Raw genomic sequence first — 24,438 nt, 5'->3', positions numbered from 1 at the left:
AACGGGAAAATCAGCGCGCGTCGCGCCAGGCGTCGACCTGCTCTTCCATCGTTTTGATGCGGGAAACGATCCCGTCCAGCGCCTGCATCATGAACGCAGGCGAAGCGGCGCCCACGTGTTCGAGAACGGCCATCAGCTCGCGCACCTTGAAAACGCTCGCTGCGTTGCTGATCCGGTGCAACAGTCGGCGCACCGCTTCGGGATCGTCCTGCCTTCGGGCGGCTTCGAGATGCGTCAGATCCTCGTCCAGCACGCGCCGCCAGTCGCGCACCAGCGCCCGCACGTCGACGCCGCGGCTGGCCAGCGCGTCAAGTTCGCTGAAGTCGAATGCGAGGGCCGTATCGCCGTCGTTCACGGGACTTGCGAGCGGCGCGGATGGCGTACCCGCAAAACGCGGCAGCAGTTGCCACAGGCACGTGTACAACGCATCGAACTGGCTCGCCTTGATGAGAACGGCGTCGAACGGCAAACCAGAGGCCGCGTCGGCGTAGCGCATATCCTCGCGTCCCGTCAGCAGCACGAGCGGCATCGACGAAACTTCCCGTACGTATTCCGCCAGCTGGACGCCGTTCATGCCGGGCAGGTGCAGGTCGGTCATGAGCAGATCGAACGACTGACGCCGCAGCACCTCGAGCGCTTCCTCGCCGGACGAAACGGCCACGCACGACACGCCCCATCCTTCGAGCTGCACCTCGATCGCGAGGCGGTTGAACGCGTGGTCCTCGACCACCAGCACGCGGCCCGACAGCGTTCCGGACGACGTCACAGGACTCACACCCATACCTCGCCCGCTCAGTCGATCAGCTTGTGGAGCGAGGCGAACTCGATCAGTCCCGCCAGCGACGACAGCCCCAGCTTCTCCTGGAGACGCGTCTTGTAGGTACTGATGGTCTTGTCGCTGATGAACAGCGCTTCGCCGATCGTCTTGTTCGACATCCCTCTGGCGAGCATCTGCAGAATCGCAATTTCCTTGTCGGATAAGAGCGCAAGCCGCTCTTCGTCGGTCATGACCGCGTTGCCAGTACGTGTGCCTGCCTGGCGCACGACCGGGAAAACCGTGTAGCCCGCAAGCAGCGATTCGATATTGCGGACAATCTCCTTCAGATCCTGCGATTTGCTGACGAAGCCACGTGCGCCGGCGCGCATCGCGCGCGGCGCGAACGTCGCCGAATCCTGGCCGGACAGCACGAGCACACGAATCCCGGGACGAATGAGTTGCAGGCGGGGAACGACATCAAGGCCGCTGATGCGCGGGATGTCGAGATCGAGCACGACGAGATCGGGGGCGTGTCGCCGGACCATGTCTATGGCGTCCTGTCCGTTATCGGCCTCGATCACCTCGGTAACGCCGAGCAGTTGCAGAACATGAGCCTTGATCACAAACCGGAACGCGGGGTGATCGTCGACGATCAGGATAGTAGCCAACCAGTATTCCCTCGATGAACGCCGCGCATTTCAACTGTCGATGCGGTGGACGCGACGCGTGGAACATGTCTGCGGCAACAAGTCGCGAGATGGTACAGCAGCCGTTTCATCCATCATCCTGGAAAGCCAGGCGCGCGAGGCGTGTTTGAGAGAGGCGTCGCGTCCTTACCGCGTGCCGGAGAGGCGGCGGCGGAAGCGTCCGATACACGCGGGCGCGCCACCGATGCCGACGCTCCAGTTCGCGTCTTCGCGCATTCGAGCGTCGTTTCCGCCGACGTTCGCAACAGGTTCTGCGCACGCGCGCCTCGGCTGCGTCAAAACTGCGCCGCCACGCGTCGTGTCCGGCGTGCATCAACTCCACCTCGGCGCAGGCGAGCGGCGCCTGCGCGGCCTGGCAGGCGGCGAACGCTGGATCGCGCCGGACCACCTCGACGATGCCCCACAGGTCGGGGCGCACCGTCACGAGCGTCCGCATCGGCGGCCGTGCGGCCGATATTGCGGCGCCCCGCTCAAGGCTCGTGGTCAGCACTGCGGCCGCGCCGATCGTTTCCTCGACAAAGCCCCATTGATCGCGCGCGTCGAACTCCTGCCGTCCCGCGGCGATCCAGCAATGCGCCTTTGCGTGGAAGTAGCCGTCTCCGGTGATTCCATCGAGCCTTTGCTGCAGGCTGGCCAGCGCGGAGCCACGGTTAGTGAGGGGCCCAAACGTGTCCAGCCATTCGCGGTCAGGCGCGCCTGCCGCGGCATCCTGCGCGGCGCCGAAGCCGGTTTGCAGCACGGCCGGATCCTGAATGCCCAGGCGCGCCCGCGCGGCCTGATCGGCGCACGCCGACAGCAGCAATGCGCACGTGAGCACCGTAAACTGGAGTTTCATTGCTTCCCGCGACGAGGCGACGTGTGTGAAGTAGAACCTGAGGAGGATAGGTTCGACGCCCTGCGCGCGGATGCGGAAATTTCCGACCGCATCGTCCGATCATTCCGGATTCGACGTCCGGCGATTTCAGATCACGGCTTCAGATCGCGAGTCGGGCGACTCGCCTTGAGAATGCTTGAGAAAGCGGCGCACGAAGGAACTGTGCGCCGCGCGACATCGATGTCGCAGCAGTGCTAGGCCACCGCCCGCGCCGCATTCCTGCCGCGCAGCCATTCGAGCACGAGCAGCAGACACGTCGAGAAAATGATGAGGATCGTCGCGAGCGCGGCGATTGTCGGGCTGATGTTTTCGCGGATGCCGGTGAACATCTGGCGCGGCAGCGTCGTCTGATCGGCGCCGGCCAGAAACAGCGTGACAACCACTTCATCGAACGAAGTCGCAAACGCAAACAGCGCACCCGAAATCACACCCGGCGCGATCACCGGCAACGTGATGCGGAAAAACGTCTTCACCGGATTCGCGCCCAGCGACAGGCTCGCACGCACCAGGTTGTAGTTGAAGCCCTGCAACGTCGCGACCACCGTCGTCACGACGAACGGCACGCCGAGCGATGCGTGCGCCATGATCAGCCCGATATACGTGTTCGCGAGACCCAGCGGCGCGAAGAACAGATACATGCCGACGCCGACCACCACGACCGGCACGATCATCGGCGAAATCAGGATTGCCATCAGCAACGCCTTGCCGCGAAAGTTCGCCTTCGTCAGACCGATCGCGGCGACGGTGCCGAGAACCGTCGCCAGGATCGTTGCAGAAGGTGCGACGATAAAGCTGTTCTTCGCGGCCATGCGCCATTCGTCGGACGCGATCAGGTTTTGATACCAGCGCAGCGACCAGCCTGGAATCGGATAGACGAGGAACGTGCTCGACGAAAACGACAGCGGCACGATGGCGAGCACGGGCAGGATCAGATACAGCAACGTCAGCACAGCGAGGCCGCGCAGCGCGAAATACCACACGCGTTCGACGAGCGACGTATGCGGTGCGAACAGGGGCTTGGCGAGTTTCATCAGGAGTCTCCGCGAACGCTCAACCGAGGCTCAACGAGGAACGCGTAAAGCGTCCGTAGATCACGTACAGCACAAGCGTCGCGGCGAGCAGCAGGGTGCCGAGCGCGCACGCCATGCCCCAGTTGATCGTCGTGTTCGTGAAGTATGCGACGTAATAGCTGACCATCTGGTCGTTCGGTCCGCCGAGCAGCGCGGGCGTGATGTAGTAACCGATCGCAAGAATAAACGTGAGCAGTGCGCCCGCGCCGACGCCCGGATATGTCTGCGGCACATACACGCGCCAGAACGCCGCGAACGGATGACTACCGAGCGAAATCGCCGCGCGCTGATACGTCGGCGGAATCGACTTCATCACGCTGTAGAGCGGCAGGATCATGAACGGCAGCAGGATGTGCGTCATCGAAATGTAGACGCCCGCGCGGTTGAACAGCAGCGCGAGCGGCGCCTGAATCAGTCCGGTGCCCATGAGCGCCTTGTTCACCAGCCCTTCGCTTTGCAGGATCACGATCCACGCGGCAACGCGCACAAGGATCGACGTCCAGAACGGAATCAGCACGAGAATCATCACAAGATTCGCGCGGCGTTCAGAGAGCGTCGAAATCCAGTACGCAAGCGGATAGCCGAGCAGCAACGCGAAAATCGTGACGGCCGCGCCGATCACAAAGGTGCGGCTGAACACGGCGAGATAGATCTGCTGTTCAGGATTGGTCTGCACGATATGGCCGAACGCATCCTGTTTGTGATCGAGCGAAGCCAGCACGTAGAACGGCGAATACAGGCCGCCGTTTTTGGCAATCGCCTGCCAGTACGCGACATCGTTCCAGCGTTCGTCGATTTCGACGAATTTTGCATGGACCTGCGCGGGCGCGAGTGCGTGGCCGGCGTCGTCGTTGAGCGGCATTGCGCGCGCGGTCTTCGCGACCATCGAACGGTAGCCGGGAATTTCAGTGTTCAGGCGCCGGGCGAGTGCGCCCATCGATTCGCCGTCCGAGACTGCGGTCAGATCGGTGGCGAGTGCGGCGTACGCAGCATCCGATGGCGGCGACTTGCGGTCCCAGTCACGCAATACCGCGACCGTGTGCGGCAATGCGGTTGCGATTTCCGGGTTCTGTACCGCGCGCGTCAGCAACGCGCCAATCGGCACAACGAAAATCAGCAGCAGAAAAATGGCCAGCGGTGCGATCAGCAACAACGCCATCGCGCGCTTCTTCGCTCCCGCGGCTTTCAGCTCGCGCTTCAGTTTGTTCGACGATTCGGGCGTGGAATCGACGGCAATCGTCACGGTGGTCACACCTGTCTCCTGTCGACCAGAGTTGACGCTTTAGCGTCTTACTCGGGTCCCATGCAAGTTGCTTGCGGTCGACCAGAGTTGATGCAGAGCACCTACTCTGGTCCCATGCAAGTTGTTTGCTGCATTGCATGCGTTGCATCGAACCGCGCGTCATTCAACTTCGTACACGATCATGAACGCGCGATCCTGCTTCGATGCGGCGCCGCTTCGTGCAGCGAAGCGGCGCCATCCTGGGTTGCTACGACTTTGCTACATGGTTTGCTACGTATTTACTTCGAAGCCCACGAAGCGAAACGCTGCTCCAGCTCGTCACCGTGGTCGGTCCAGAACGCCGGGTTCTGCAGCACTGCGTTCTTGCCGTTGGCCGGCGAGTTCGGCAGGTTCGAAAGCGTCTTCGCGTCGAGCGCCTTGATCGCCGCCTCGTTCACCGGGCCGTACGCGATGTGCTTCGCGTATTCCTGCTGCGGCTTCGACGACACGGTATAAGCGATGTACTTTTCGGCCAGATCCCTGTTCGGCGAGCCCTTCGGAATCGCCCAGTAGTCGAGGTCATAGATGCTGCCGTTCCACACGACCTTCAGGTTCTTGCCTTCCTTCTGCGCGGCATCGATACGGCCGTTGTAGGCCGTCGTCATCACCACGTCGCCTGCGACGAGGAACTGCGGCGGCTGTGCGCCCGCTTCCCACCACTGGATATTCGGCTTCAGCTCATCGAGCTTCTTGAACGCGCGGTCCTGACCTTCCTTCGTGCCGAGTACCTTGTACACATCTTTCGGCGCGACGCCGTCAGCCATCAGCGCGAATTCGAGGTTGTAGCGTGCGCCCTTGCGCATGCCGCGCTTGCCGGGGATCTTCTGCACGTTCCAGAAGTCAGCCCAGCTTGCCGGGCCCGTCTTCAGCTTGTCGGCGTTGTAGGCCATCGCCGTCGACCACACAAAAAAGCCGACACCGCACGTTTGCGGCGATTCCGGCACCAGGTCCGACTTCTTCGCGATCTTCGACCAGTCGAGCTTTTCGTACATGCCTTCATCGCAGGCGCGGCCGAGATCGCCCGATTCCACTTCGACGACGTCCCAGTTCACGTGCTTCGCTTCAACCATCGCCTTCACTTTGGCCTGCTCGCCGTTGTACTCGACGGCGGTGACCTTCGTGCCAGTCGATGCTTCGAACGGCTGGTTGAACGCAGCTTTCTGCGCGTCGCCGTTCGCTCCGCCGAAGTTGACGACCGTCAGCTCCGCAGCCATAACCTGTGCCGAACCGAGCGCCAGTGCGAACGCACCGACGGCGACAGCGCAGCGTGTTTTCCCGAACTTCAACATGATGTGTCCTCTCTCTTCTGGTGGTCTGTCAGGGTTGTTGTCGTACTCGTTTCTTACGTTGCAACGGGATGCAGATCAGGCGAACACGCGCAGATGCTCGGGCGCGAATTCAAGTGCGACCGGTGCGCCGGGCGCAAAGGTATCGAGCATTTCAGTGCCGAGCGGCACCTTCACGAAACACTCGTCCTGCTGAGGCAACCCGCACCGCATGCGTACGTGGTCGCCAAAATAGATGAGGCCGCGCGCTTCGCCCGCGAGCGCGTTCGAACCATTGCGACCCGCGCCACCTGCCAGCTTCATGCGTTCGGGCCGGATGCATGCAACAGCCGGCGTGCCTGCCTGCGCGCCGCCGATGTTGCGGCCTTTCAGACGCGTGCCGTCTGCAAGATGGAAATCGCAGAACTCGCCGTCGACGTTCGCAATCGTGCCGCGCAGTTTGTTCGAATCGCCGATGAAGTTCGCGACGAACTCATTGCACGGCGATTCATACAGACGGTCAACGGTATCGAGCTGCTGCACGATGCCCTTGTCGAATACGGCGACACGGTCCGACATCGTCAGCGCTTCGCCCTGATCGTGCGTCACGTAGACAAAGGTCACGCCAAGCTTCTCGTGCAGCGACTTGAGTTCGTACTGCATGTGTTCGCGCAGCTGCTTGTCGAGCGCGCCGAGCGGCTCGTCCATCAGCACGAGCTTCGGTTCGAACACGAGCGCGCGGGCGAGTGCGATCCGTTGCTGCTGGCCGCCCGACAGTTGCGCCGGATACCGCTTCGCGAAGCTCTCCATGCGGACCATCTTCAACGCGTTGTCGACCTTGTGAGCGCGTTCTTCGGCGGAGAGCCTGCGCACCGTCAGCGGATACGCGACGTTCTGTTCGACCGTCAGATGCGGGAACAGCGCGTAGTTCTGAAACACCATGCCGATGTTGCGCTTGTGCGGCGGCACAGTGTTGAGCAGCGTGCCGTCCAGCCAGATCTCGCCGCCCGTCGGAAATTCGAAACCGGCGAGCATCATCAGACAGGTCGTTTTGCCGGAGCCAGAAGGCCCGAGCAACGTCAGGAATTCGCCCTGATAAATGTCGAGGTCGAGCTGTTTGACGACGAGGGTTTCACCATCGTACGTCTTGCGAACGCCGCGAAAGCTGACGATCACTTCTTCGGATTTCATCGTCTACGTCTCCTTCTCCATCCACGCTGGTTCCCCCGAAAGGGGGCCATCGCATTAATCGCGTGATCCACTATAGCCCGTTCCGGTTCTACAATATGGAACCATTTCATTATTCCGGATAGAACCACTTGGACACCGTCATTTTGTCGGACTGGCTTGCCGCGCGGCTCGACCGGACGGCCACCGAACCGGTCTACCGGCAGGTCCTGCGGCTGATGCAGCAGGCCATCCTGACCGGCCAGTTTCCGCCCGGCGCCAAGCTGCCGAGTTCGCGCACGCTCGCCGGCGACCTTGGCATCGCGCGCAACACGGTGCTGCACGTGTACGACCAGCTGACCGCCGAAGGCTACGTGATCTCGACGACCGGAAGCGGCACCTATGTCGCCGACACGCGGCCCGATAGCGCGGCCGTCAGCGCGCGGCGCATTCCGCCTTCGGTGGTGGCCCCGGCCGGCGCGAACAGCACGGCAACGGCCGCCGGCGAAGCCACACTGCCGCCGCAAGCACCACGCGAGCGACGCGGCCTGTCGTCGCGCGGCAGCCGGCTGATCGACAAGGCGGGCGTATCGCTGAAGCAATGGGGCGCGTTCATGCCCGGCGTGCCGGACGTCGCCGAATTTCCGGCGCGGACATGGAGCCGTCTGCAGGCGCGGCTGTGGAAGGAAGCGAATCCCGATCTGCTGACGTATGCACCGGGCGGCGGCTACCGGCCGCTGCGCCGTGCGCTGTCGGACTATCTGCGGGTCGCGCGTTCGGTGAACTGCACGCCCGATCAGATCATCATCACTACGGGTATTCACCAATCGATCGATCTCGCGGTCCGGCTGCTGACCGACGTCGGCGACCGCGCGTGGGTCGAAGAGCCCTGTTACTGGGGCGCACGCAGCGTGCTGCAATCGTCAGGGTTGACACTGGTGCCGGTGCCCATCGACGAGGAAGGTCTGAATCCACGCGAACAGGATCTGCAGAATCCGCCACGTCTTGCGCTCGTCACGCCGTCGCATCAGTACCCGCTTGGGATGGTGATGAGCCTCGCGCGTCGCCGCACGCTGCTCGAATTCGCGCGGCAACACGGCGTGTGGATCATCGAAGACGACTACGACAGCGAATTCCGCTACGGCAGCCGGCCGCTCGCTTCGCTTCAGGGTCTGGACGAATCGGGTCAGGTAATCTACGTCGGCAGTCTGGGGAAAATGCTGTTTCCGGGGCTGCGGATCGGCTACATGATCGCGCCGGAACACCTGGTCGACACGTTCCGCACGGGCGTCGCGGAGCTGTATCGCGAAGGCCAGCTGATGCAGCAGGCGGTGCTGACCGAATTCATCATGGACGGCTATCTGACATCGCACGTGCGGCGCATGCGCGCGCTGTACGGCGAACGGCGGCAGATCCTGATCGACGCGATCACCGCGCATTTCGGCGGCACGCTGCCCGTCATGGGCGATGAGGCCGGCCTGCATCTGGTGCTCGGTCTGCCCGATCATGCGAACGACCGTGAGGTTGTCGCGGCCGCCTACGATGCCGGCGTGATCGTGCGTCCGCTCACCGCGTACTACAGCGGCGAGGGCCCGGTGCGACGCGGTCTGCTGCTCGGCTACGCGTGCGTGCCGAACGAAAAGATCGGCCCGGCGTTCGCGACGCTCGCGCGCATCATCGAACAGACAGCGTTGCGCAAGCCGACGCGCGCCGCGTGATCTCACGGCGCGCCTGAAAGCGTCGGGGAAACAACGCTTATTTCAGGCCAAAATCGACCCGCGACGTCGCGCCCTTGTCCTTGATGCCTTCGGCGTTGAGCTTAGGCGCGACGATAAAGACCCGGCTGCTGTCGACCTTGCCGTCGAAGTACTGCTGCACTGCCTGAGCCCGCCGCTGTGCAAGCTCGCGCAGGCTCGCTTCGTTGATCGGCGCGTGTTCGGCGATCGCGCTCTTCATGTCATCGTTCGGCATCGATTTCGTCAGGCCGACGAAGTTGCGCGGCTTCTTAAAGTCGGCATCCTTATACGCCTTTGTCAGATACTTGTCGTAGTCTTTCTGGTCGACGGTAATCGTCAGCGGATCGACGCTCTCGCCGTTGCCAACCGTGTCCTTGATCTTCTGCTGCTTCACCAGACGGTCGACGTACAACGTGCGCAGTGCGGGTTCATCAGTGGCCGGATCGACGCGGCCGATCAGGTCGATGCGGATCGACGGCTTGTCTTCGAGCGCTTTCGCGATCGTGTCGAGCTTCGCGGTCGATGCGTCCGTGAGTTTCGCCGAGCCCGGATCGAACTCGACGTAACCCAGTTCTTCGCTACTTCCACCAAACGCATTCGCAAGAAGCGAGAACGGCGCGGTCACGGCTTTTTCGACGAGGTTCACGATCGCGCTCCAGATCAGGCTGCCGATACTGAACTCCGGATTCGCCAGCGAGCCGGATACCGGAATGTTCACATCGATCTCACCCCGCCGGTTTTTCAGCAGCGAGATCGCGAGGCGCACCGGCAGCTTCGTCGCGGTGTCATTGTCAACGTGATCGCCGAACGTAAGCTGATCGATGAACAGGTGATTGTTCGCGGTCAGCTGGTCGTTGTCGAGCTTGTAGTGCAGATCGACGTTGAGCTTACCCTTCGTGATCGGGTAACCCGCGTACTTCGCTGAATACGGCGTGAGGTTCGTGAGTTCGACATCGTGCGCGCTCGCGGTCAGATCGAGCGCCGGTTTCGGGATCAACGGATTGACCGTGCCGCGAATCGACAGCGGACCGTTCGCCGCCAGTTTTGCGGCGACGTCGACGGGCGCGGGCGTCGTCGACTGCGTGCCGAACGCGCCGATCGTCCCCTGAATCGCAACGAGGTTCGCCGTGAAATTCGGCTTGATGAAGTTGTCGGTGTACGTCACGCGGCCGTTTTGCAGCACGAGCTGGCCGAAGTGCATTTTCACCGGACTCGTCGGTGCGGTCGCGGCAGTGACCGTTGCGGACGTCGAAGCGGGCGCGGGCGCCGATGCGAGCGTCGAATCCGACGCGGCTTGCGGCGTCAGCGGAATCGGCTCCTTGCCGCTCTTGTCGCGTGTGAGGGATCTGGCCGCGCCGGATTGCTGGGCGACGACATCCTTCAGGTTCAGCTTGCCTTGTGCATCGAGCAGCACGCGGCCGTAGAAGTTCGAGAACGTGACTTTGCCGGCATCGACGTCGGTGCCCCGCGCGTCGTAGTTCGCCTTGAGGTTCGTGAGCGCGAGCGAGCGCCAGCCGGCGAACGGGTCCGACGTGACCTTGTCGAGCATGCGTACGTCGACGAGCGCGACGTCGCCCTTGTAAGAAGCGCTCAACGCGTTATCTGCCTTGCCCGACTGGCTCAGGGCAAGATCGCCGGTCGCGTTCAGCAGCGCGCTCGCAATCGTTGCATTGAGCTTGTTGCCGAAATACGGCTCGAACGCCGCGGCATCGAGGCGGTTCGCGTTCACCTTCAGCGCGAGCTTGAGCGGCGTTGCCGTGACGTCGCCGGTCACGCCGAGCGTGCCGTTACGGTTGAACGTTGCCTGCAGATCGATGGGCAACGGTTTGGAGAGGTCGTCGCTGATCTGCCGCACTTTCAGCTGCAACGGCGTCACGCTGACCTTGACCGGCTGCTCAGTCGAGTTATCGGTGAAGTTCGCGGTGGCGTCTTTCAGGTTCAGTTCGCCAATGCGGTAGTGCCATGCCGGCCCCTGCTCCTCCGCTTTCTGCACCTTGCGCACGGCCGTGTGCTCGCCAAGCGTCTCGTGACGACCGGCGAGCGACGCAAGGTCGATGCTGCCGTCCTTCTGGCGCTGCGCGGTCACCGTCAGTCCGGTCACGTCGACGCCCGTGATATCGGCCTTGCGTCCGGACACGTCGACCGACGCCACCTGGACACGACCCTGCGCAAGCGCGACGACCGGCTCTTTCGTGCCCTGCGTGGCCAGCTTCAGCGACTGCAGGTTCAATTCGGTTTCGCCGACCTGCAAGTCAGCCGGCAATTTTTCCCAGTTGGCGTGGACATTCACGGTCGCGCTGAGCGTGCCGTCGACGACCTGGGCGGCCGTCACGCCATTGATGTACGGTTGCAGCAGCGGCAGGTGCGCGGACTTGAGGTCGATCTTCGAGTCTGCGGTTCTAGCGGCGAGACCGAACGCGCCAGCCGCGTTTAGCGAGCCGCCTTCGGTGAACGTCGTGCCGAACGTGTACTTCGCGGATGGCTTGCCAAGCGTCGAAAAATCATCGAGCGACACGCGGATGTCCTTGAACCCTAACGTGACTGGTGTGGGCACGCCTTGATCCAGGTACTGCACCACGCCGTCGTTCAGCGCGAAACGCTTGATGGACAGATCCAGCGGCGGTACGGCCTTTTCTTCTGCGGGCGTGGGCGCCGCCGGCGCGGAAGCGGAACCTGAAGCCGCAGCGGGTGCGCTGGCGGCCCCTTTGGCCGTCGCCACCTTTTCCGCCGAATCCGAAGCCGGCGCCGGCGCGAACATCCTCTGCACGCTCAACACGCCTGACTTGTCGCGCGAAAGATGCACGTTGGGCCCGTCGAGCCGGATATCGTCGAAGCGAAACACGCTCTTTAACGGCTCCAGCGACGCCGCCGCCACATGCAGTCCGCGCGCCGCAAAGAACGGCGCCTTGCTTTCATCGACCACGTCGATATCGGCGAGATCAGCCGTGCCGGTGATGCTCAGCGAGGGCGTATCGTTGGCGATCACGAAATGCACTTTCAGGTCGCTCGACAGCTTGCCCGCCTGCACGATCACCGGCAGCTTCGCCGGCACGTACGACAGGATGCGCGGCACGTCGAGCCCGTCGAAGCGCAGCGCGACTTCCGATTCACGCGACGTTGCAAACGGCTTGGTGCGGCCGTCGATCGCCAGCGGACTGCCGTCGACGCGCGCCCGCAGCATCGGTTCGACAAAAATGTCCGTTTTCGACGGCAATGTTGCGATAAACGGAATACCGATCGACCAGCGATCGACCAGATGCTGCACGCCGAGCAGCTGGTCGTCGAACTCGATCCGGCCGTTCTCGACGCGGATATTCGACACCGAGAAGGGCGTCGGTTTGTTGTCGGGCTTCGACGGCTGCTTCGCGAATTTATCGATCAGGTCGGTGAAATTGAACCGCTGCGCGTCGTATCGAACGATATGAAAACGGGGCGAATCGACCTTCACTTCATCGATGATCGGCGACGCGCGAAAGAGCGACGACCAGGAGGGCTGCAGGATCAGCCGCTCGATATCGATGAAATTGCCCGCGCCGCCGCGCTCGCCGATATGAACGCGGTCGGCTTCGAAATTCAGCGTGTAGGGATTGAGCGCGATGCGTCCGATGGTGGCCGGACGGTCGAGTTGTTTGCTCAACTGCTGTTCGGCGATATGGCGGATCAGTGGTGGCGCAGCAAAAAAGCCCAGAAGGCCGAACAGCACCAGAAAGATCAACAGGCCGATGATGACCCGCCGGGTACGGCGGCCGTTCGCGACGCCGCGCACGGCCTGCAGGGAAGATACGAGAGACGCTTTGTTGGGGCTTGCCATTCCAGGTCGCAGGTGATGCGGCGGCGGCCCACCGCGATGACGAAGGTCAGACTGCGAGAAGTATACGTCTTCGATCTGACACGCGAAACAAACCTGGCAAAACGTTCACGAACCGTTCACGAACTGCTTGCAGCGTAATCAGGCCGCATGCGTGTTGCATGTCCGGGTGTCGAGACGCTGCGGACATGCGTGTGTCATCTCTTATGACGCCTCACGTGACGGATCATGTGACGCCTCATCTGCCACCTTACTGCCGGACGACTTCCGGCGGTTGCCACGAACCGTCGCCGGCCTGCGGCTTCGGTGCGTAGAGACGCATCACCAGCTGGAAGTCCGCGCGCGGCGCCGGTAGCCAGTTCGCCGCCTTCACGCGCGCCGCCGAAACCGTCACGTCCAGCGAGCCATCGCGGTTGCGCTTCGCGCCGTTTCGATCGCCAACCGACACGCGCGGCGGCGTCGTTTCGCCGAGCGCGCCGTCCTTCGTATAGGCGGTGATCGACCAGAATCCGCGTACCGGCGGCACCTGGTTCGGCGCAAAGTGGACCACATAACGGTTCGCGCCATTCAGCGCATGGCCGTCGCTGTCCTGCGCGACGGCTGCCCGCACTTCATCGTCCCTGGTGCCGATGCCCGGCGCCGTGTACGCCGCGTACGCGCGCAATGCGTAATCCGGGCCGTAGTTGCCGACGCCATCGCCGAACCAGCTCCAGCCGTTGGCCGCCAGCACGTTCGACGGCGCGGTTGCAACGCGGTCGTGACCTTCGGCAAGACCGGCGGCCATGGCGTCGCCGGCACTGGCGGGCAACTGCAACGGCGCGCCCGGCGTCACGCCGAGATCCGCGAGGATTTTCAGCGCGTGCGGATCGTCCGGCGCGGGCGGGTTGTCCGCCAGCGCCTGCGCCAGACGGCCGAAGAAGCCGGCGGCGTCGAGCGCGGCCACCTTCGCGGGCGGCGCGCCCGCTGCGCTTATCTCGGGCATCATGTTGCGCGTCACGACCGAGGCCACACGCGTATCACCGTTAAACACGCTGAGCGGCGCCACGCGGATACTGCGCTGAAGCTTGCGCACCGCTGTGATGTCGCGCGAGCCGTTCGTCTGGATGCGCGCGGTAAACCACACGTAGCGCGTCGTGACCTCGACGCGCTTCACGTTCCCGGGCAGGTCGCCGTGCCAGTCCTTCTGGACGAATGCAATGGTTTGCGATTTTGCACTGGCCGGGCGCACACCCGAATCCGCACCTGTCGACCAGATCACGTTCGTCCACATGTCGAGCGCGCGGGCGTCGAGATAGCGGCCGTGCGAATCGGGCAGCGCGACGATGACGGGTTCGGCGCTGACATCGAGCCAGCCGGTCGAATCGAGCGTGTCGATACTCGGCGTGGACGGGCGGGCCGCGCCGACAGGCGGCAGCGCCTGCGCGTGACGCAGCGTATTGACCGGCGCCTGTCCCGGATCGGTGCCGGTGGCGGCCTCGCGCGCGACGTCCATCAGCACCAGCGGATAGCCGAATACATAGGAATCGGCGACCTCGTCCTTGATCCAGCCGGCAGTTTTCGGCGAGGACGCCGGCGTCGAGGCGCAACCGGCGAGGAACGCAAGGCCTGCAAGCGACGCGCAGGTCCAGTGAAAGGAAAACAGTTCTCGTCGATTTTTTATCATTCGATGATCTTGCGGAACAGACGGTCCATTGGGTGCCGACGATCATGCGATCCTGTTCACAGGCGCCCCCCCGGGTTATCTGTGAAGCCGCGCGATTCTGATCCCGACATCGGGTTGTATCGTATCCTTGACGGCCAGGCAAGCGCAAAGGCGCGTAAAGACTCGTTCTGCATTCGCCAACCCGGTTTTTACACTAACCCGGGCACCTTTCGCACATTCAAAAAGTCGTCATTTCGCCCCGGAGCGTTGTATGTACATCCCCGCCCATTTCGAAGAAAAGCGTCCCGAGGTACTGCACAGTCTGATCGAACGTCATCCATTCGGCGCACTCGTCACCCACGGACCAGACGGCCTCGACGCGAACCATGTGCCGTTCGAGTTCGATCCGTCGCGCGGGCCGCTTGGCACGTTGAGGGCGCACGTCGCGCGGGCTAATCCCCTATGGCGCGAAGCCGCCGAAAGGCCCGACGCGCTGGTGATCTTTCAGGGGTCGACCGCGTACATATCGCCAACGTGGTATCCCAGCAAGCATGAGACGCATCGCCAGGTGCCCACCTGGAACTATATGGTGGTGCATGCGCACGGCAGGATTGTCATCCACGACGATGAAACTTTCGTGCGCGGTCTGGTGGCGCGACTGACGCGCAAGATGGAAGCGAACGAGCCGAAGCCGTGGAAGATGGGCGATGCGCCGGCCGATTTCCTTTCGCAGATGGTCGGCGCGATTGTCGGCATCGAAATCGAGGTGACGAAGCTCACCGGAAAATGGAAACTGGGCCAGAACAAGGAAACGGCCGATCGCCGCGGCGCCGCCGAGGCGCTGCGCGAACGTGGCAGCGACGAGCAGCGGGATGTGGCCAAAGCCATGCTGAAGGCGCCGCCTGCGATCTGAGCGGCTTCAGAGTTTGCGCGGGCTTACTTCAGGCTGCCTGAGCCGCGCTTGAGCCATTTTGATCGCGTCGAACCTGCGTCGAGCCTGCACCGATGCCGCGCGGAGCCTTTTCGCATAAGGCTTTGCGCCGGAATGCCCGCAGATCGCATCATTAGCCCTTGACCTTCCCATCATTGGAATGTCGATACTGGGTCTATCGGGCGGCGACCCTGCCCCCACCGGACCCTGACTCAACCATGACCGATCTTTCCACTCACCAGCGCATCGTGCCGGCCACCGTCGAACTCGACATCGGCGGCATGACTTGCGCTTCGTGCGCGAACCGCGTCGAGAAAGCCCTCGCACACGTGCCCGGCGTGACGCGTGCATCCGTCAATCTGGCGACTGAAATCGCCACCATCGAAGCAGCCCCGGCCGTCGCCGCTGACGAACTCGTCGCCGCCGTCGCCAAAGCGGGCTATGAAGCCGCACCGGTCGCGCATGAAGTGACCGAATTCTCGATTAGCGGCATGACCTGCGCTTCGTGTTCAGCGCGCGTTGAAAAGGCGCTCGCGCGCGTGCCGGGCGTCGGCAGCGTCTCGGTCAATCTGGCCACGGAAAAGGCGACGGTCAATCTGCGCGAAGCCGTGAGTACGGATCAGCTGGTCGAAGCGGTCAGGAAGGCGGGCTACGAAGCGACGCCCATCGTTGGGGAAACGGCCACCGCGGATGCCGGTGCTGTCTCCGCGGTGGCAGACCGTGCCCGCGATACAACCCGCCGCGAGTTCTACGCCGTCCTGCTCTCCGCGCTGCTGACGCTGCCGCTCATTGTGCCGATGGTCGGCGAATGGTTCGGCGCGCACGCAATGCTGCCCGCGGCGCTGCAGCTCGCGCTGGCGAGCGTCGTGCAATTCGTGTTCGGCGCGCGTTTCTACCGGGCCGCGTACCGGGCGGTGCGCGCCGGTGCGGGCAATATGGATCTGCTGGTCGCACTCGGCACGTCGGCGGCTTATGGGATCAGCGTCTATCAACTGGTCACGCACCCGGGCGACATCGCGCATCTGTATTTCGAGGCCTCCGCCGTCGTGATCACGCTGGTTCGCTTCGGCAAGTGGCTCGAAGCCCGCGCGAAGCGCCACACCACTGACGCCATCCGCGCCCTCAACGCGCTGCGGCCCGACCGGGCGCGCATCCGCGTCGGTGCGGAAGAACGCGAAGTGCCGCTCGCGCAGGTGCGCGTCGGGACGATCGTCATCGTGCGACCGGGCGAGCGTGTGCCCGTGGACGGCGCCGTGCTCGAAGGCCGTACGCATATCGATGAATCGCTGATTACCGGCGAAAGCCTGCCGGTCGCGAAGCAGCCGGACGACACCGTCACCGCAGGCTCGATCAACGGCGAAGCCGCGATTGCCGTCACGACGACCGCGATCGGCGCGGAAACGACGCTCGCCCGCATCATCCGGCTCGTCGAATCGGCGCAGGCGGAGAAGGCGCCGATCCAGCGGCTCGTCGATCGCGTGAGCGCGATCTTCGTGCCGGTGATTCTCGTGATCGCCGCACTGACGGTCGGCGGCTGGCTGCTCGCGGGCGCGGGATTCGAGACCGCCATTTTGAACGCGGTCGCCGTGCTGGTCATCGCGTGTCCGTGCGCGCTCGGCCTCGCGACGCCCGCTGCGATCATGGCCGGCACCGGCGTCGCCGCGCGCCAGGGCGTGCTGATCAAGGACGCGGAAGCGCTCGAAATCGCGCATCGCGTCAACGTGGTGGCATTCGACAAGACTGGCACGCTGACGCTTGGCCAGCCGTCGGTCACCGCGTTCGAAGCTATCGGGATGGCGCGCGACGAAGCACTCTCGCTCGCTGCGGCCGTGCAGCGGCATAGCGACCATCCGCTGGCGCGGGCGGTTACGGCGGAGTACGGGCGGGCGGAAGGCGCGCGGCATGCGGTGTCCAGCGGCGCGCGCGCCGTGCCGGGCCGTGGCGTCGAAGCAGATGTCGACGGACGCAGGCTCGCGATCGGCAGTGCACGCTGGCTCGCCGAACTCGGCACTACCGTGCCGGACGCATTCACACAACGCGCGCAGCAACTGGAAGCCGAAGGCAATACCGTGTCGTGGCTGATGGGCGTCGATACGCCGCCCGCCACGCTGGCATTGATCGCATTCGGCGACACGCTCAAACCGACCGCGAAGGAAGCCATCAATCATCTCAAACAGATGGGCATCCGGAGCGTGCTCGTGACAGGCGATAACCGTGGCAGCGCGGCAAGTGTCGCGGCCGCGCTCGGCATCGACGAATTCCACGCCGAGGTGTTGCCGGACGACAAGGCCCGCGTGATCCGCGATCTCAAGATCCGCACGGCCGGCATCGTTGCGATGGCGGGCGACGGCATCAACGACGCGCCCGCGCTCGCCGCCGCCGATATCGGCATCGCGATGGCGACAGGCACCGATGTCGCCATGCAGGCGGCCGGCATCACACTGATGCGCGGCGACCCGGCGCTGGTCGCGGCGGCAATCGATATCTCGCGCCGCACGTGGCGCAAGATCCAGCAGAACCTGTTCTGGGCGTTCGTCTACAACCTGATCGGCATTCCGCTGGCCGCGTTCGGCTTGCTCAATCCGATGCTGGCGGGCGCCGCGATGGCGTTCTCGAGCGTCAGCGTCGTGACAAATGCGCTGCTGCTGCGGACCTGGCGAGTCAAGGACTAAAACCGCAATTGTTGTGTAAGGTTAAAGAAATCAGGATTGGTGGCCGATAAACGGGGATAGCTGTCATGCCGTCGCGCGTGCCGCATCGCAGACGGTGTCCTGTCCTTCTAACGCCAAAAATCCATGGATATTCTTTCTCTGCGCCGCGCGAGCGTCGGCGCCAGGCTGGCCATGCTCTCGTGCGCGATCGTGGCGGTCATTTTCGCGGCGTTCACGTGGGCCGTCACCCGTTCCGCCGGCGACCAGGTCAGCGAGCAGGTGGTGGCCCGCATCGGCGAAAAAGATCGCTCGATCGCCGCGATGATCTCGCTGTTCGACAGCAGCCTTGTCGCCGAAGTCGGCCGTTCGATGACGCTTTTTGCGAGCTTCCTGCCGCCGAACTATACGGTCGACGAAACCCAGAAGGTGGACATCAACGGCGTCGCCACGCCGACCATGAAAGCCGGCGACAAGCCGCTCAATCTCGACTTTTCGATTCCCGACCAGTTTCTGGAGCGCAGCGGCGCGATCGCAACCGTGTTCGCGCGCACCGGCGACGACTTCGTGCGCGTCACGACATCGCTGAAGAAGCAGGATGGCTCACGCGCGATCGGCACGCCGCTCGACCGCAAGGGCCCGGCGTATTCGCTGGTGCTGGCCGGCAAGACGTACACCGGTCTTGCCGCGCTGTTTGGCAAACGTTTCATCACGCAATACAAACCCGTCATGGACGCCAGTGGCCGCGTGATCGGTGCGCTCTTCGTCGGCGTCGACGTGGGTCCGCAGATCAAGTCGATCGAAGACGGCATCCGTCAGCTGAAGATCGGCGACAGCGGTTACTACTTCGTCCTGAATGCGTCGAACGGGCCGGACCGCGGCAAGTTCATCGTCCATCCGGCCGCCACCGGCCAGGCCGCCGACGACGCGAATGCGCCGTACAAACAGATGCTTGACGCGAAGGAAGGGCGACTGGCGTACACGTCGACGGACACGACGCTCGGCGAAACGCATGCGCGCGACAAGTACGTCTCCTTTATCAGCGTGCCGGAATGGCAATGGCTCGTCGGCGGCATTGCGCCGCGCGACGAAGTGATGGACGAAGTCGTGGCCACGCGCAACCGCTTTCTCATCGCCGGTTTCGTGCTGGTCGCGGCTTTCGCGGCGTTCTTCCTCATCGCCGTGCGCCGGATGGTGAGCCGTCCGCTCGACGAAGCCGCGAAGGCGTCGGAACGTCTTGCTGCGGGCGACCTGAGCGTGCGTGTCGCGAACGGCCGCACTGACGAGATCGGTCGCCTGCTGACTGCCATCGACGGCATCGGCGAAGGGCTCGCGCGAATCGTCACGCAGGTGCGCGGCGCTTCCGCGGACATGACGCACGGCACGGCGGAAATCGCCGCCGGCAGCGGCGATATCGCCGCGCGCATCGCGACGCAGGCGAGCAGCCTGGAGGAAACCGCGGCGAGCATGGAACAGATCACGTCGACGGTGCAGCAGAACGCCGCCCACGCCGCGCAGGCGAACACACTCGTCACGAGCGCGTCTGCGGCCGCGCTCGACGGCGGCCGCGCAGTGCAGCGCGTCCTATCGACGATGGGCGACATCAGCCGTTCGTCACAAAAGATCGCCGACATCACGACCGTGATCGAAGGCATCGCGTTCCAGACCAACATCCTCGCGCTGAACGCGGCCGTCGAAGCAGCGCGCGCGGGCGAGCACGGCAAGGGCTTCGCGGTCGTCGCTTCCGAAGTGCGCGCGCTCGCGCAGCGCAGCGCAGCAGCGGTCAAGGAAATCGAAGCGCTGATCGGCGAATCGACGGCGCGCGTCGAATCCGGCTACCGGATCGCTGAAGAAGCCAGCTCGACGATGAACGGCATCGTTGAACAGGTGGGACGCGTGCAAGCCATCATGGGCGAGATCAGCGTCGCCTCGCGCGAACAGTCGGGCGGCATCGAGCAGGTGAATCTCGCCGTCACGCAGATCGGCGAGGCGACGCAGCAGAACGCAACGATTGTGGGCGTGGCGGAACGCGCGGCCGCCGACCTGCGCGATCAGGCCGGGCGGCTCGCGCAGGTGGTCAGCGTGTTCAAGGTGGGTGCGTCCGGGCGGGAGTGATACACGCTCGGCCTCGGTCGACCACGCGGCCGGCTGGCGCTGTTGAAGCCAGCCGATCCGGCGTGCCCGCGCCGGAGTGTCAGGTGTGTCAGGTGTGCCAGGTCTGTCGCGCGTGAATGCGCCTAGGCGGTCGGCCGGAACATCTGGAACATCTCGCCGATCTGCGCGTAGTCGGCGCGATAACCGGCGCGCATGACCGGCTGCGCGGCGTGTGTGTCGAACAGGCCGTCCTTCAGAAACGCCTTCTGGATATGCACGCCGACTACCTGACCCAGCGCCAGATAGTTGTCCATCGGCTTGCCGTCGAGCGAGTGCAGCCGGACGATCTGCAGCAGTTTGCATTCGAGCGCGGCCGGCGCTTCCGCGACGTGCGGCGCCGCGATGTTACGGCCCGCCGCGGGCGTCAGCCCCGATAGTTCGAATTCGTCGACCTCGGGTCCAACCGGGGCGGACGACTGGTTCATCCGCTCCGCCAGCGGCTTCGTTGCGAGATTCCAGGCGAATTCACCGGTGGCTTCGATGTTGCGGATGCTGTCCTTGTAGCCTTCGCTGCTGAATCCGATGATCGACGGAAACGTCGCGAACGCGCCGAAGAAACTGTAGGGCGCGAGGTTCAGCCGGCCTTCGACCGAGCGGGTCGAAATCCAGCCGATCAGACGCGGCGCGACGATCGCCTTGAACGGATCGTGCGGCAGGCCATGACCTTCGGCGGGGTCGTAGAAGTGGACGTCGGGGTTCATGACCATGTCTCGATGATTGTTGATACCGTGCTGTTCACTGCGTTCAACCGCGGCTGATCACGCGTTTGCGCCCTTCCTTCACCTGCGCCAGGTGCGCATCGTCCCAGTCGTAAAACCCGGCACCGCTACGCACACCCACGCGCCCCGCGTTCACCTGTTCGCGCAGCAGATCGATGACGTTCTCGTCTTTCGCGAGCTCCGGCATCAGATGCGACGCGATATCGACAAACGTATCGAGGCCGCCCATATCCGCACCTTCGAACGGACCGACGATGCCCCAGCGTCGTCCGAGCGACGCCTTCATCACACGATCGACTTCATCCGGTGTGGCGGCGCCCGAGCGCACAATGTTGAGCGCTTCGCGCAGCACGGCAAACTGCAGCCGGTTACCGACAAAACCAGGAATCGCCTTCGCAAGCAGCACCGGCTCCATACCGATCGCCGACATCAGTTCGACGGTCTTCGCCGTGACTTCCTGGGTCGTTTCACTGCCTGGCACCACCTCGACGAGCGGAATCATATGCGGCGGATTCCAGAAATGCGCAATCACAAAGCGCGCTTTGGCGCGCAGCGGGCCGGTCAAAGCGTCGGGCGGAAAGCCACTCGTATTGCTGGCAAGAATCGCGTCTGGTGCGAGGATTTTGTCGAGCGCTTCGTACAGGCGATGCTTGAGCGCAAGCACTTCAGGGATCGCTTCGATGATGAACTGCGCCGACGCCATCACGTCGAGCGAGTCATGCGTCTCGATGCGCGCAAGCGCGGCCACTTTCGCCGCGCGGTCGATACGGCCGGCGTCGATCAGTTCGTCGAGCACGGCTTCGGCCTTCGGCGCGACGCTCGCGAGACGCGCGGCGTCGACATCGTGGACGATCGTCCGGTATCCGTGCAACGCGCATTGCGTCGCGATGCCGACGCCCATCAAACCCGTGCCGACCACGCCCATTACTGCCCTATCGTCGTTCAAGCCACTCTCCTGCGACGTCGATGAAAGCTTTGAAGCATAGCGCAGCGAAGCGTATCGCGTGGCGGCGCCTGGATGTAGAGAGGCCGGCCTCTCTTGCGAGCGCGCCGGCCTCTTTTGCGCGCATGACGGTGTTGCGGGCGTCATGCGGTTCGCGCCATCAACGCGCTATCGATTTCAATAGTGCTCTGGCTGATGATGCTCGTCGTGATGGTACGGATCCCGATCATGCGGGTGATGGCGCATCCATTCGTCGTGCTGCCAGTAACGGTGGCCGTCGTAATAGCGGTCGCCATGCCAGCCGACGTTGATGCTGACGCCAACCGGCATCGTGTGCGGCTGGCCGTAACTGGCCGCGGGTGCGCCGTCACGCATCATCGGATCGTGCTGCGCGAAGGCGGAGCTTGCGGTGAGCAACGCGCCACCTGCGAGTACAGTGGCGATCACGGAACGGGTCGTACGGCTCAAGATTTTCATAATGAATCTCCCTTTTTAGGTTCAACGCGCGCCGGGTGCGAAGCTTGTACTGCCTCTTGCTGCTGGTTTGGGAAACCCGGCGTGTTGCGCTTGAAACCCACTTTAGCGACGTGACCCGCTCACAACCGTGAGAACTTGTAAGCGCGCATTTCACTGCCTGGTGCGGCGCGGCGCGGTCTGACGCCAAAAAATTCCAGCAGGATGAAGGCTTACGCTGAACTTCAATCCGGGACGGCCAGCCGATTACGTCAATTGCCGTTACATCCCTTCGGGTTGGGAAATATTCCGCATGGCGAAAGTTGGGAAATCCAGGGGAAAATGAAAGTAAATCAAAAGGTTGGCGCTTTCTGGGGGCGAGGATGTCGGTCGCTCCAAAGATGCTTTTGGAGCGTTTCGATCGAAAACCTTCGGCGGCGGAATTTCGTCATTGCAGTCCACACAGACGAAAAAAGGCCCGATGCGGATTTTCCACATCGGGCCTTGATTCGGGACATGCGCGTTAAGCGTACGCCATGACGCGCGGACGAACCGCGCGCCGCGCTGGATGGTTAGCCGCGCAGGAAGCCGAAAATGGCGACGCGCTGCGACTTGCGAACGCGTTCGGCTTCGCGATAACGCGCTTCGTGCGAATAGTCAGAGTCCAGCGGAAGAAACGGCGACGCAAAGAGGTCGCTAACCTTTTGAAGCAGTGCAAGGATCAAGCTCATGGCGACTCCCGGTTGAATGAATGGCTAGGGTTTTCCCTTAAGAAGCATTATAGGGTTATCCCTGAGTAAAATCTAGTGCAATGCAGCATTTCATTCACCGGGTGCTTTGCCGCACCGCTCCGGGCGGCTTGGTGCGTTGCATCATTACAACAACTGCAGTGCCAGATCAGTGCGACGGCGCCGTTTTCGGCTTGTGTCCGTGCTGGTTTTTGGCCGCACGCCTGGCTGTGGTTGCTGGCGGAGCGGTCCGTGGTGCGGCGTCGGCAGCGGGCGTGTCCGGCGCCACGGGCACGACGGCGGGTACGCTGACAGTCGCCGAATCGGTGTCGAGAAGTGTCGACAGCGTCGCCTGCTGGTTCAGCATCATCTGTTCGATGCGCTGCTGCTGCGCGGTTGAATCGCGCGTGAGCCGCATCAGGAGCATCGTCTGCGTGATGCCGATCGCGACTGTCACGAGCAGCGCAGCGACGACGATCGATAGCATCCATTTCATTCGCCGCGAATGATCGGTGGCCGCGCGACGCTGGTCGGCGATCACGCCGTACAGCGCATCGACGGTGTCCGCGAAGGCCGTCGCGCGAGCGCGGTCGAGTTCCGGCGCGGCGGCATGCGTCAAGGCGGATGTCTGCGGCGCGCCCGGTTGGCTGGATACGTCTCGATCGGCGTTTGCCGGTTTCGCTGATGCGCTGGCCGTTGCGGCGCCGGCATCAACGGCTGCGCGGGCGGACGCGTCAGGGGTCGCGGGTTTAGCATCCACGTCGCGGGCCTCGTGCGTCGCGGTTGCCGTCGTGTTCAGTTCCGCGCGATTGTTTTGCGTCGCGGCGTCGGTCGCGCTGGGCGCACCATCGGCGTGTCCGGTCGCGCGTTCTGTCGCGCGTTCTGTTGTGCTTTCAACCGCATCATCAATAGACGGCTCCACGCGCTCGTCCAGCACGCTCGCCTGCATCGACAGCGACGCCGCCTCGTCCACCTTCGCCGCGCGCGTCACGCGACGCGTCGACTTCGCATCGCTGGCCAGGGCATCGCCGCCGTTCGTGACGCCCACAGCGGCCAGCACCTCGGGCGGCAGTTCGAAACCCGTCAGCGTGCCTTGCCGGACGTCGATGGTCATGGCTTCGAGCGTGGCGCGCGTGGGATCGTCGGGGAACAGGTCGAGCGTGCTGTCGTCGCGCGGCACGTCGCTCAGTTGCGCGAGCCGCTGCGCGGAGCGCGCGGCGCGGGCCAGCTTGTTTTCGGTTTCGGTGGAGACGGTAGCCTCGCGTGGCTTTGTCGAACGGGCGCGACGCGGGCGGGAATTCGGGGATGCTGCGAAATCTGCGGAATCTGCCATGGGGAAAGGAGCGGTCGTTCTGGTCGTCAGCCGGCGCTCGCCGGCCGCGGGTCGCCGCTGCAAAATGCCATCTTCGTTTTTCGAGCCCGCATTGTCGCACGGCCGCGTGCGGCAGCCGCCGGGAATTCGTGCAAATACGCCGGGAAATACGTGTAACGTGCCGCCACTGCCCTTCTGGTTTATCCTTGCGCACGGCCGGCGCGAAGGCGCGCTTCGACACT

The 24,438-nt window shown here is 63.7% G+C and carries 18 protein-coding genes; 4 read left to right on the top strand and 14 right to left on the bottom strand.

Annotated features, from left to right (window positions below):
* Positions 1 to 10: 10 nt before the first annotated feature.
* The 7 genes from P3T21_RS01065 to P3T21_RS01035 all read right to left on the bottom strand — a co-directional run bounded on the left by P3T21_RS01065 (position 11) and on the right by P3T21_RS01035 (position 7,146).
* A complete protein-coding gene (locus tag P3T21_RS01065; RefSeq protein WP_429254077.1) occupies positions 11 to 781 on the bottom strand; it encodes an Hpt domain-containing response regulator in 771 nt (256 codons plus the stop codon).
* Between the two features lie 11 nt (positions 782 to 792).
* The gene (locus P3T21_RS01060) at positions 793 to 1,425 is read right to left on the bottom strand and encodes a response regulator (RefSeq protein ID WP_429254076.1); all 633 of its coding nucleotides are present in this window, start codon (positions 1,423 to 1,425) and stop codon (positions 793 to 795) included.
* Between the two features lie 106 nt (positions 1,426 to 1,531).
* Positions 1,532 to 2,299 carry a hypothetical protein gene (locus P3T21_RS01055; RefSeq protein ID WP_429254075.1) on the bottom strand — a complete coding sequence of 256 codons (768 nt, stop codon included), beginning with the start codon at positions 2,297 to 2,299 and terminating at the stop codon, positions 1,532 to 1,534.
* A 233-nt stretch (positions 2,300 to 2,532) separates the two neighbouring features.
* Positions 2,533 to 3,369, bottom strand: a complete 837-nt coding sequence (locus P3T21_RS01050) for an ABC transporter permease (protein WP_429254074.1) — start codon at positions 3,367 to 3,369, stop codon at positions 2,533 to 2,535.
* 19 nt (positions 3,370 to 3,388) lie between these two features.
* Positions 3,389 to 4,660 carry an ABC transporter permease gene (locus P3T21_RS01045; RefSeq protein ID WP_429254073.1) on the bottom strand — a complete coding sequence of 424 codons (1,272 nt, stop codon included), beginning with the start codon at positions 4,658 to 4,660 and terminating at the stop codon, positions 3,389 to 3,391.
* Positions 4,661 to 4,929: 269 nt separating this feature from the next.
* Positions 4,930 to 5,979 carry an ABC transporter substrate-binding protein gene (locus tag P3T21_RS01040; protein ID WP_429254072.1) on the bottom strand — a complete coding sequence of 350 codons (1,050 nt, stop codon included), beginning with the start codon at positions 5,977 to 5,979 and terminating at the stop codon, positions 4,930 to 4,932.
* A 75-nt stretch (positions 5,980 to 6,054) separates the two neighbouring features.
* Positions 6,055 to 7,146: an ABC transporter ATP-binding protein gene (locus P3T21_RS01035; protein WP_429254071.1), complete on the bottom strand. Its 1,092-nt coding sequence runs from the start codon at positions 7,144 to 7,146 to the stop codon at positions 6,055 to 6,057.
* 128 nt (positions 7,147 to 7,274) lie between these two features.
* On the opposite strand from P3T21_RS01035, the gene P3T21_RS01030 reads away from it, so the two are divergent.
* Positions 7,275 to 8,840, top strand: coding sequence for a PLP-dependent aminotransferase family protein (locus P3T21_RS01030; RefSeq protein WP_429254070.1), 1,566 nt, complete (start codon positions 7,275 to 7,277; stop codon positions 8,838 to 8,840).
* A 37-nt stretch (positions 8,841 to 8,877) separates the two neighbouring features.
* Here P3T21_RS01030 and P3T21_RS01025 read toward each other — a convergent pair whose 3' ends face one another.
* Complete coding sequence (locus P3T21_RS01025; RefSeq protein ID WP_429254069.1) at positions 8,878 to 12,669, bottom strand: DUF748 domain-containing protein; 3,792 nt, start codon at positions 12,667 to 12,669, stop codon at positions 8,878 to 8,880.
* Between the two features lie 247 nt (positions 12,670 to 12,916).
* Positions 12,917 to 14,329 (bottom strand): DUF1254 domain-containing protein, encoded by a 1,413-nt coding sequence (locus tag P3T21_RS01020; protein ID WP_429254068.1) that lies wholly within the window; start codon positions 14,327 to 14,329, stop codon positions 12,917 to 12,919.
* Positions 14,330 to 14,579: 250 nt separating this feature from the next.
* On the opposite strand from P3T21_RS01020, the gene P3T21_RS01015 reads away from it, so the two are divergent.
* The 3 genes from P3T21_RS01015 (at position 14,580) to P3T21_RS01005 (ending at position 20,002) form a co-directional block, all read left to right on the top strand.
* Entirely contained in the window at positions 14,580 to 15,221 is a 642-nt protein-coding gene (locus tag P3T21_RS01015; RefSeq protein ID WP_429254067.1) for an FMN-binding negative transcriptional regulator, read from the top strand.
* Between the two features lie 236 nt (positions 15,222 to 15,457).
* Positions 15,458 to 17,911: a heavy metal translocating P-type ATPase gene (locus P3T21_RS01010; protein ID WP_429254066.1), complete on the top strand. Its 2,454-nt coding sequence runs from the start codon at positions 15,458 to 15,460 to the stop codon at positions 17,909 to 17,911.
* Positions 17,912 to 18,034: 123 nt separating this feature from the next.
* Entirely contained in the window at positions 18,035 to 20,002 is a 1,968-nt protein-coding gene (locus tag P3T21_RS01005) for a methyl-accepting chemotaxis protein (RefSeq protein WP_429254065.1), read from the top strand.
* 122 nt (positions 20,003 to 20,124) lie between these two features.
* Here P3T21_RS01005 and P3T21_RS01000 read toward each other — a convergent pair whose 3' ends face one another.
* The 5 genes from P3T21_RS01000 to P3T21_RS00980 form a co-directional block, all read right to left on the bottom strand.
* Positions 20,125 to 20,742 (bottom strand): flavin reductase family protein, encoded by a 618-nt coding sequence (locus P3T21_RS01000; protein WP_429254064.1) that lies wholly within the window; start codon positions 20,740 to 20,742, stop codon positions 20,125 to 20,127.
* 43 nt (positions 20,743 to 20,785) lie between these two features.
* Positions 20,786 to 21,661 (bottom strand): 3-hydroxyacyl-CoA dehydrogenase family protein, encoded by an 876-nt coding sequence (locus P3T21_RS00995; RefSeq protein ID WP_429254504.1) that lies wholly within the window; start codon positions 21,659 to 21,661, stop codon positions 20,786 to 20,788.
* Between the two features lie 219 nt (positions 21,662 to 21,880).
* Entirely contained in the window at positions 21,881 to 22,180 is a 300-nt protein-coding gene (locus tag P3T21_RS00990) for a hypothetical protein (RefSeq protein WP_429254063.1), read from the bottom strand.
* A gap of 548 nt (positions 22,181 to 22,728) precedes the next feature.
* Positions 22,729 to 22,887: a hypothetical protein gene (locus P3T21_RS00985; protein ID WP_429254062.1), complete on the bottom strand. Its 159-nt coding sequence runs from the start codon at positions 22,885 to 22,887 to the stop codon at positions 22,729 to 22,731.
* Between the two features lie 166 nt (positions 22,888 to 23,053).
* Positions 23,054 to 24,217, bottom strand: a complete 1,164-nt coding sequence (locus tag P3T21_RS00980; RefSeq protein ID WP_429254061.1) for a hypothetical protein — start codon at positions 24,215 to 24,217, stop codon at positions 23,054 to 23,056.
* Positions 24,218 to 24,438 lie beyond the last annotated feature (221 nt).

Origin of the sequence: Paraburkholderia sp. GAS334, from assembly GCF_050436625.1 — a bacterium.
Lineage (GTDB): Bacteria > Pseudomonadota > Gammaproteobacteria > Burkholderiales > Burkholderiaceae > Paraburkholderia.
Note: the sequence above shows the minus strand (reverse complement) of the source record. Positions and strands in the feature narration are given on the sequence as shown.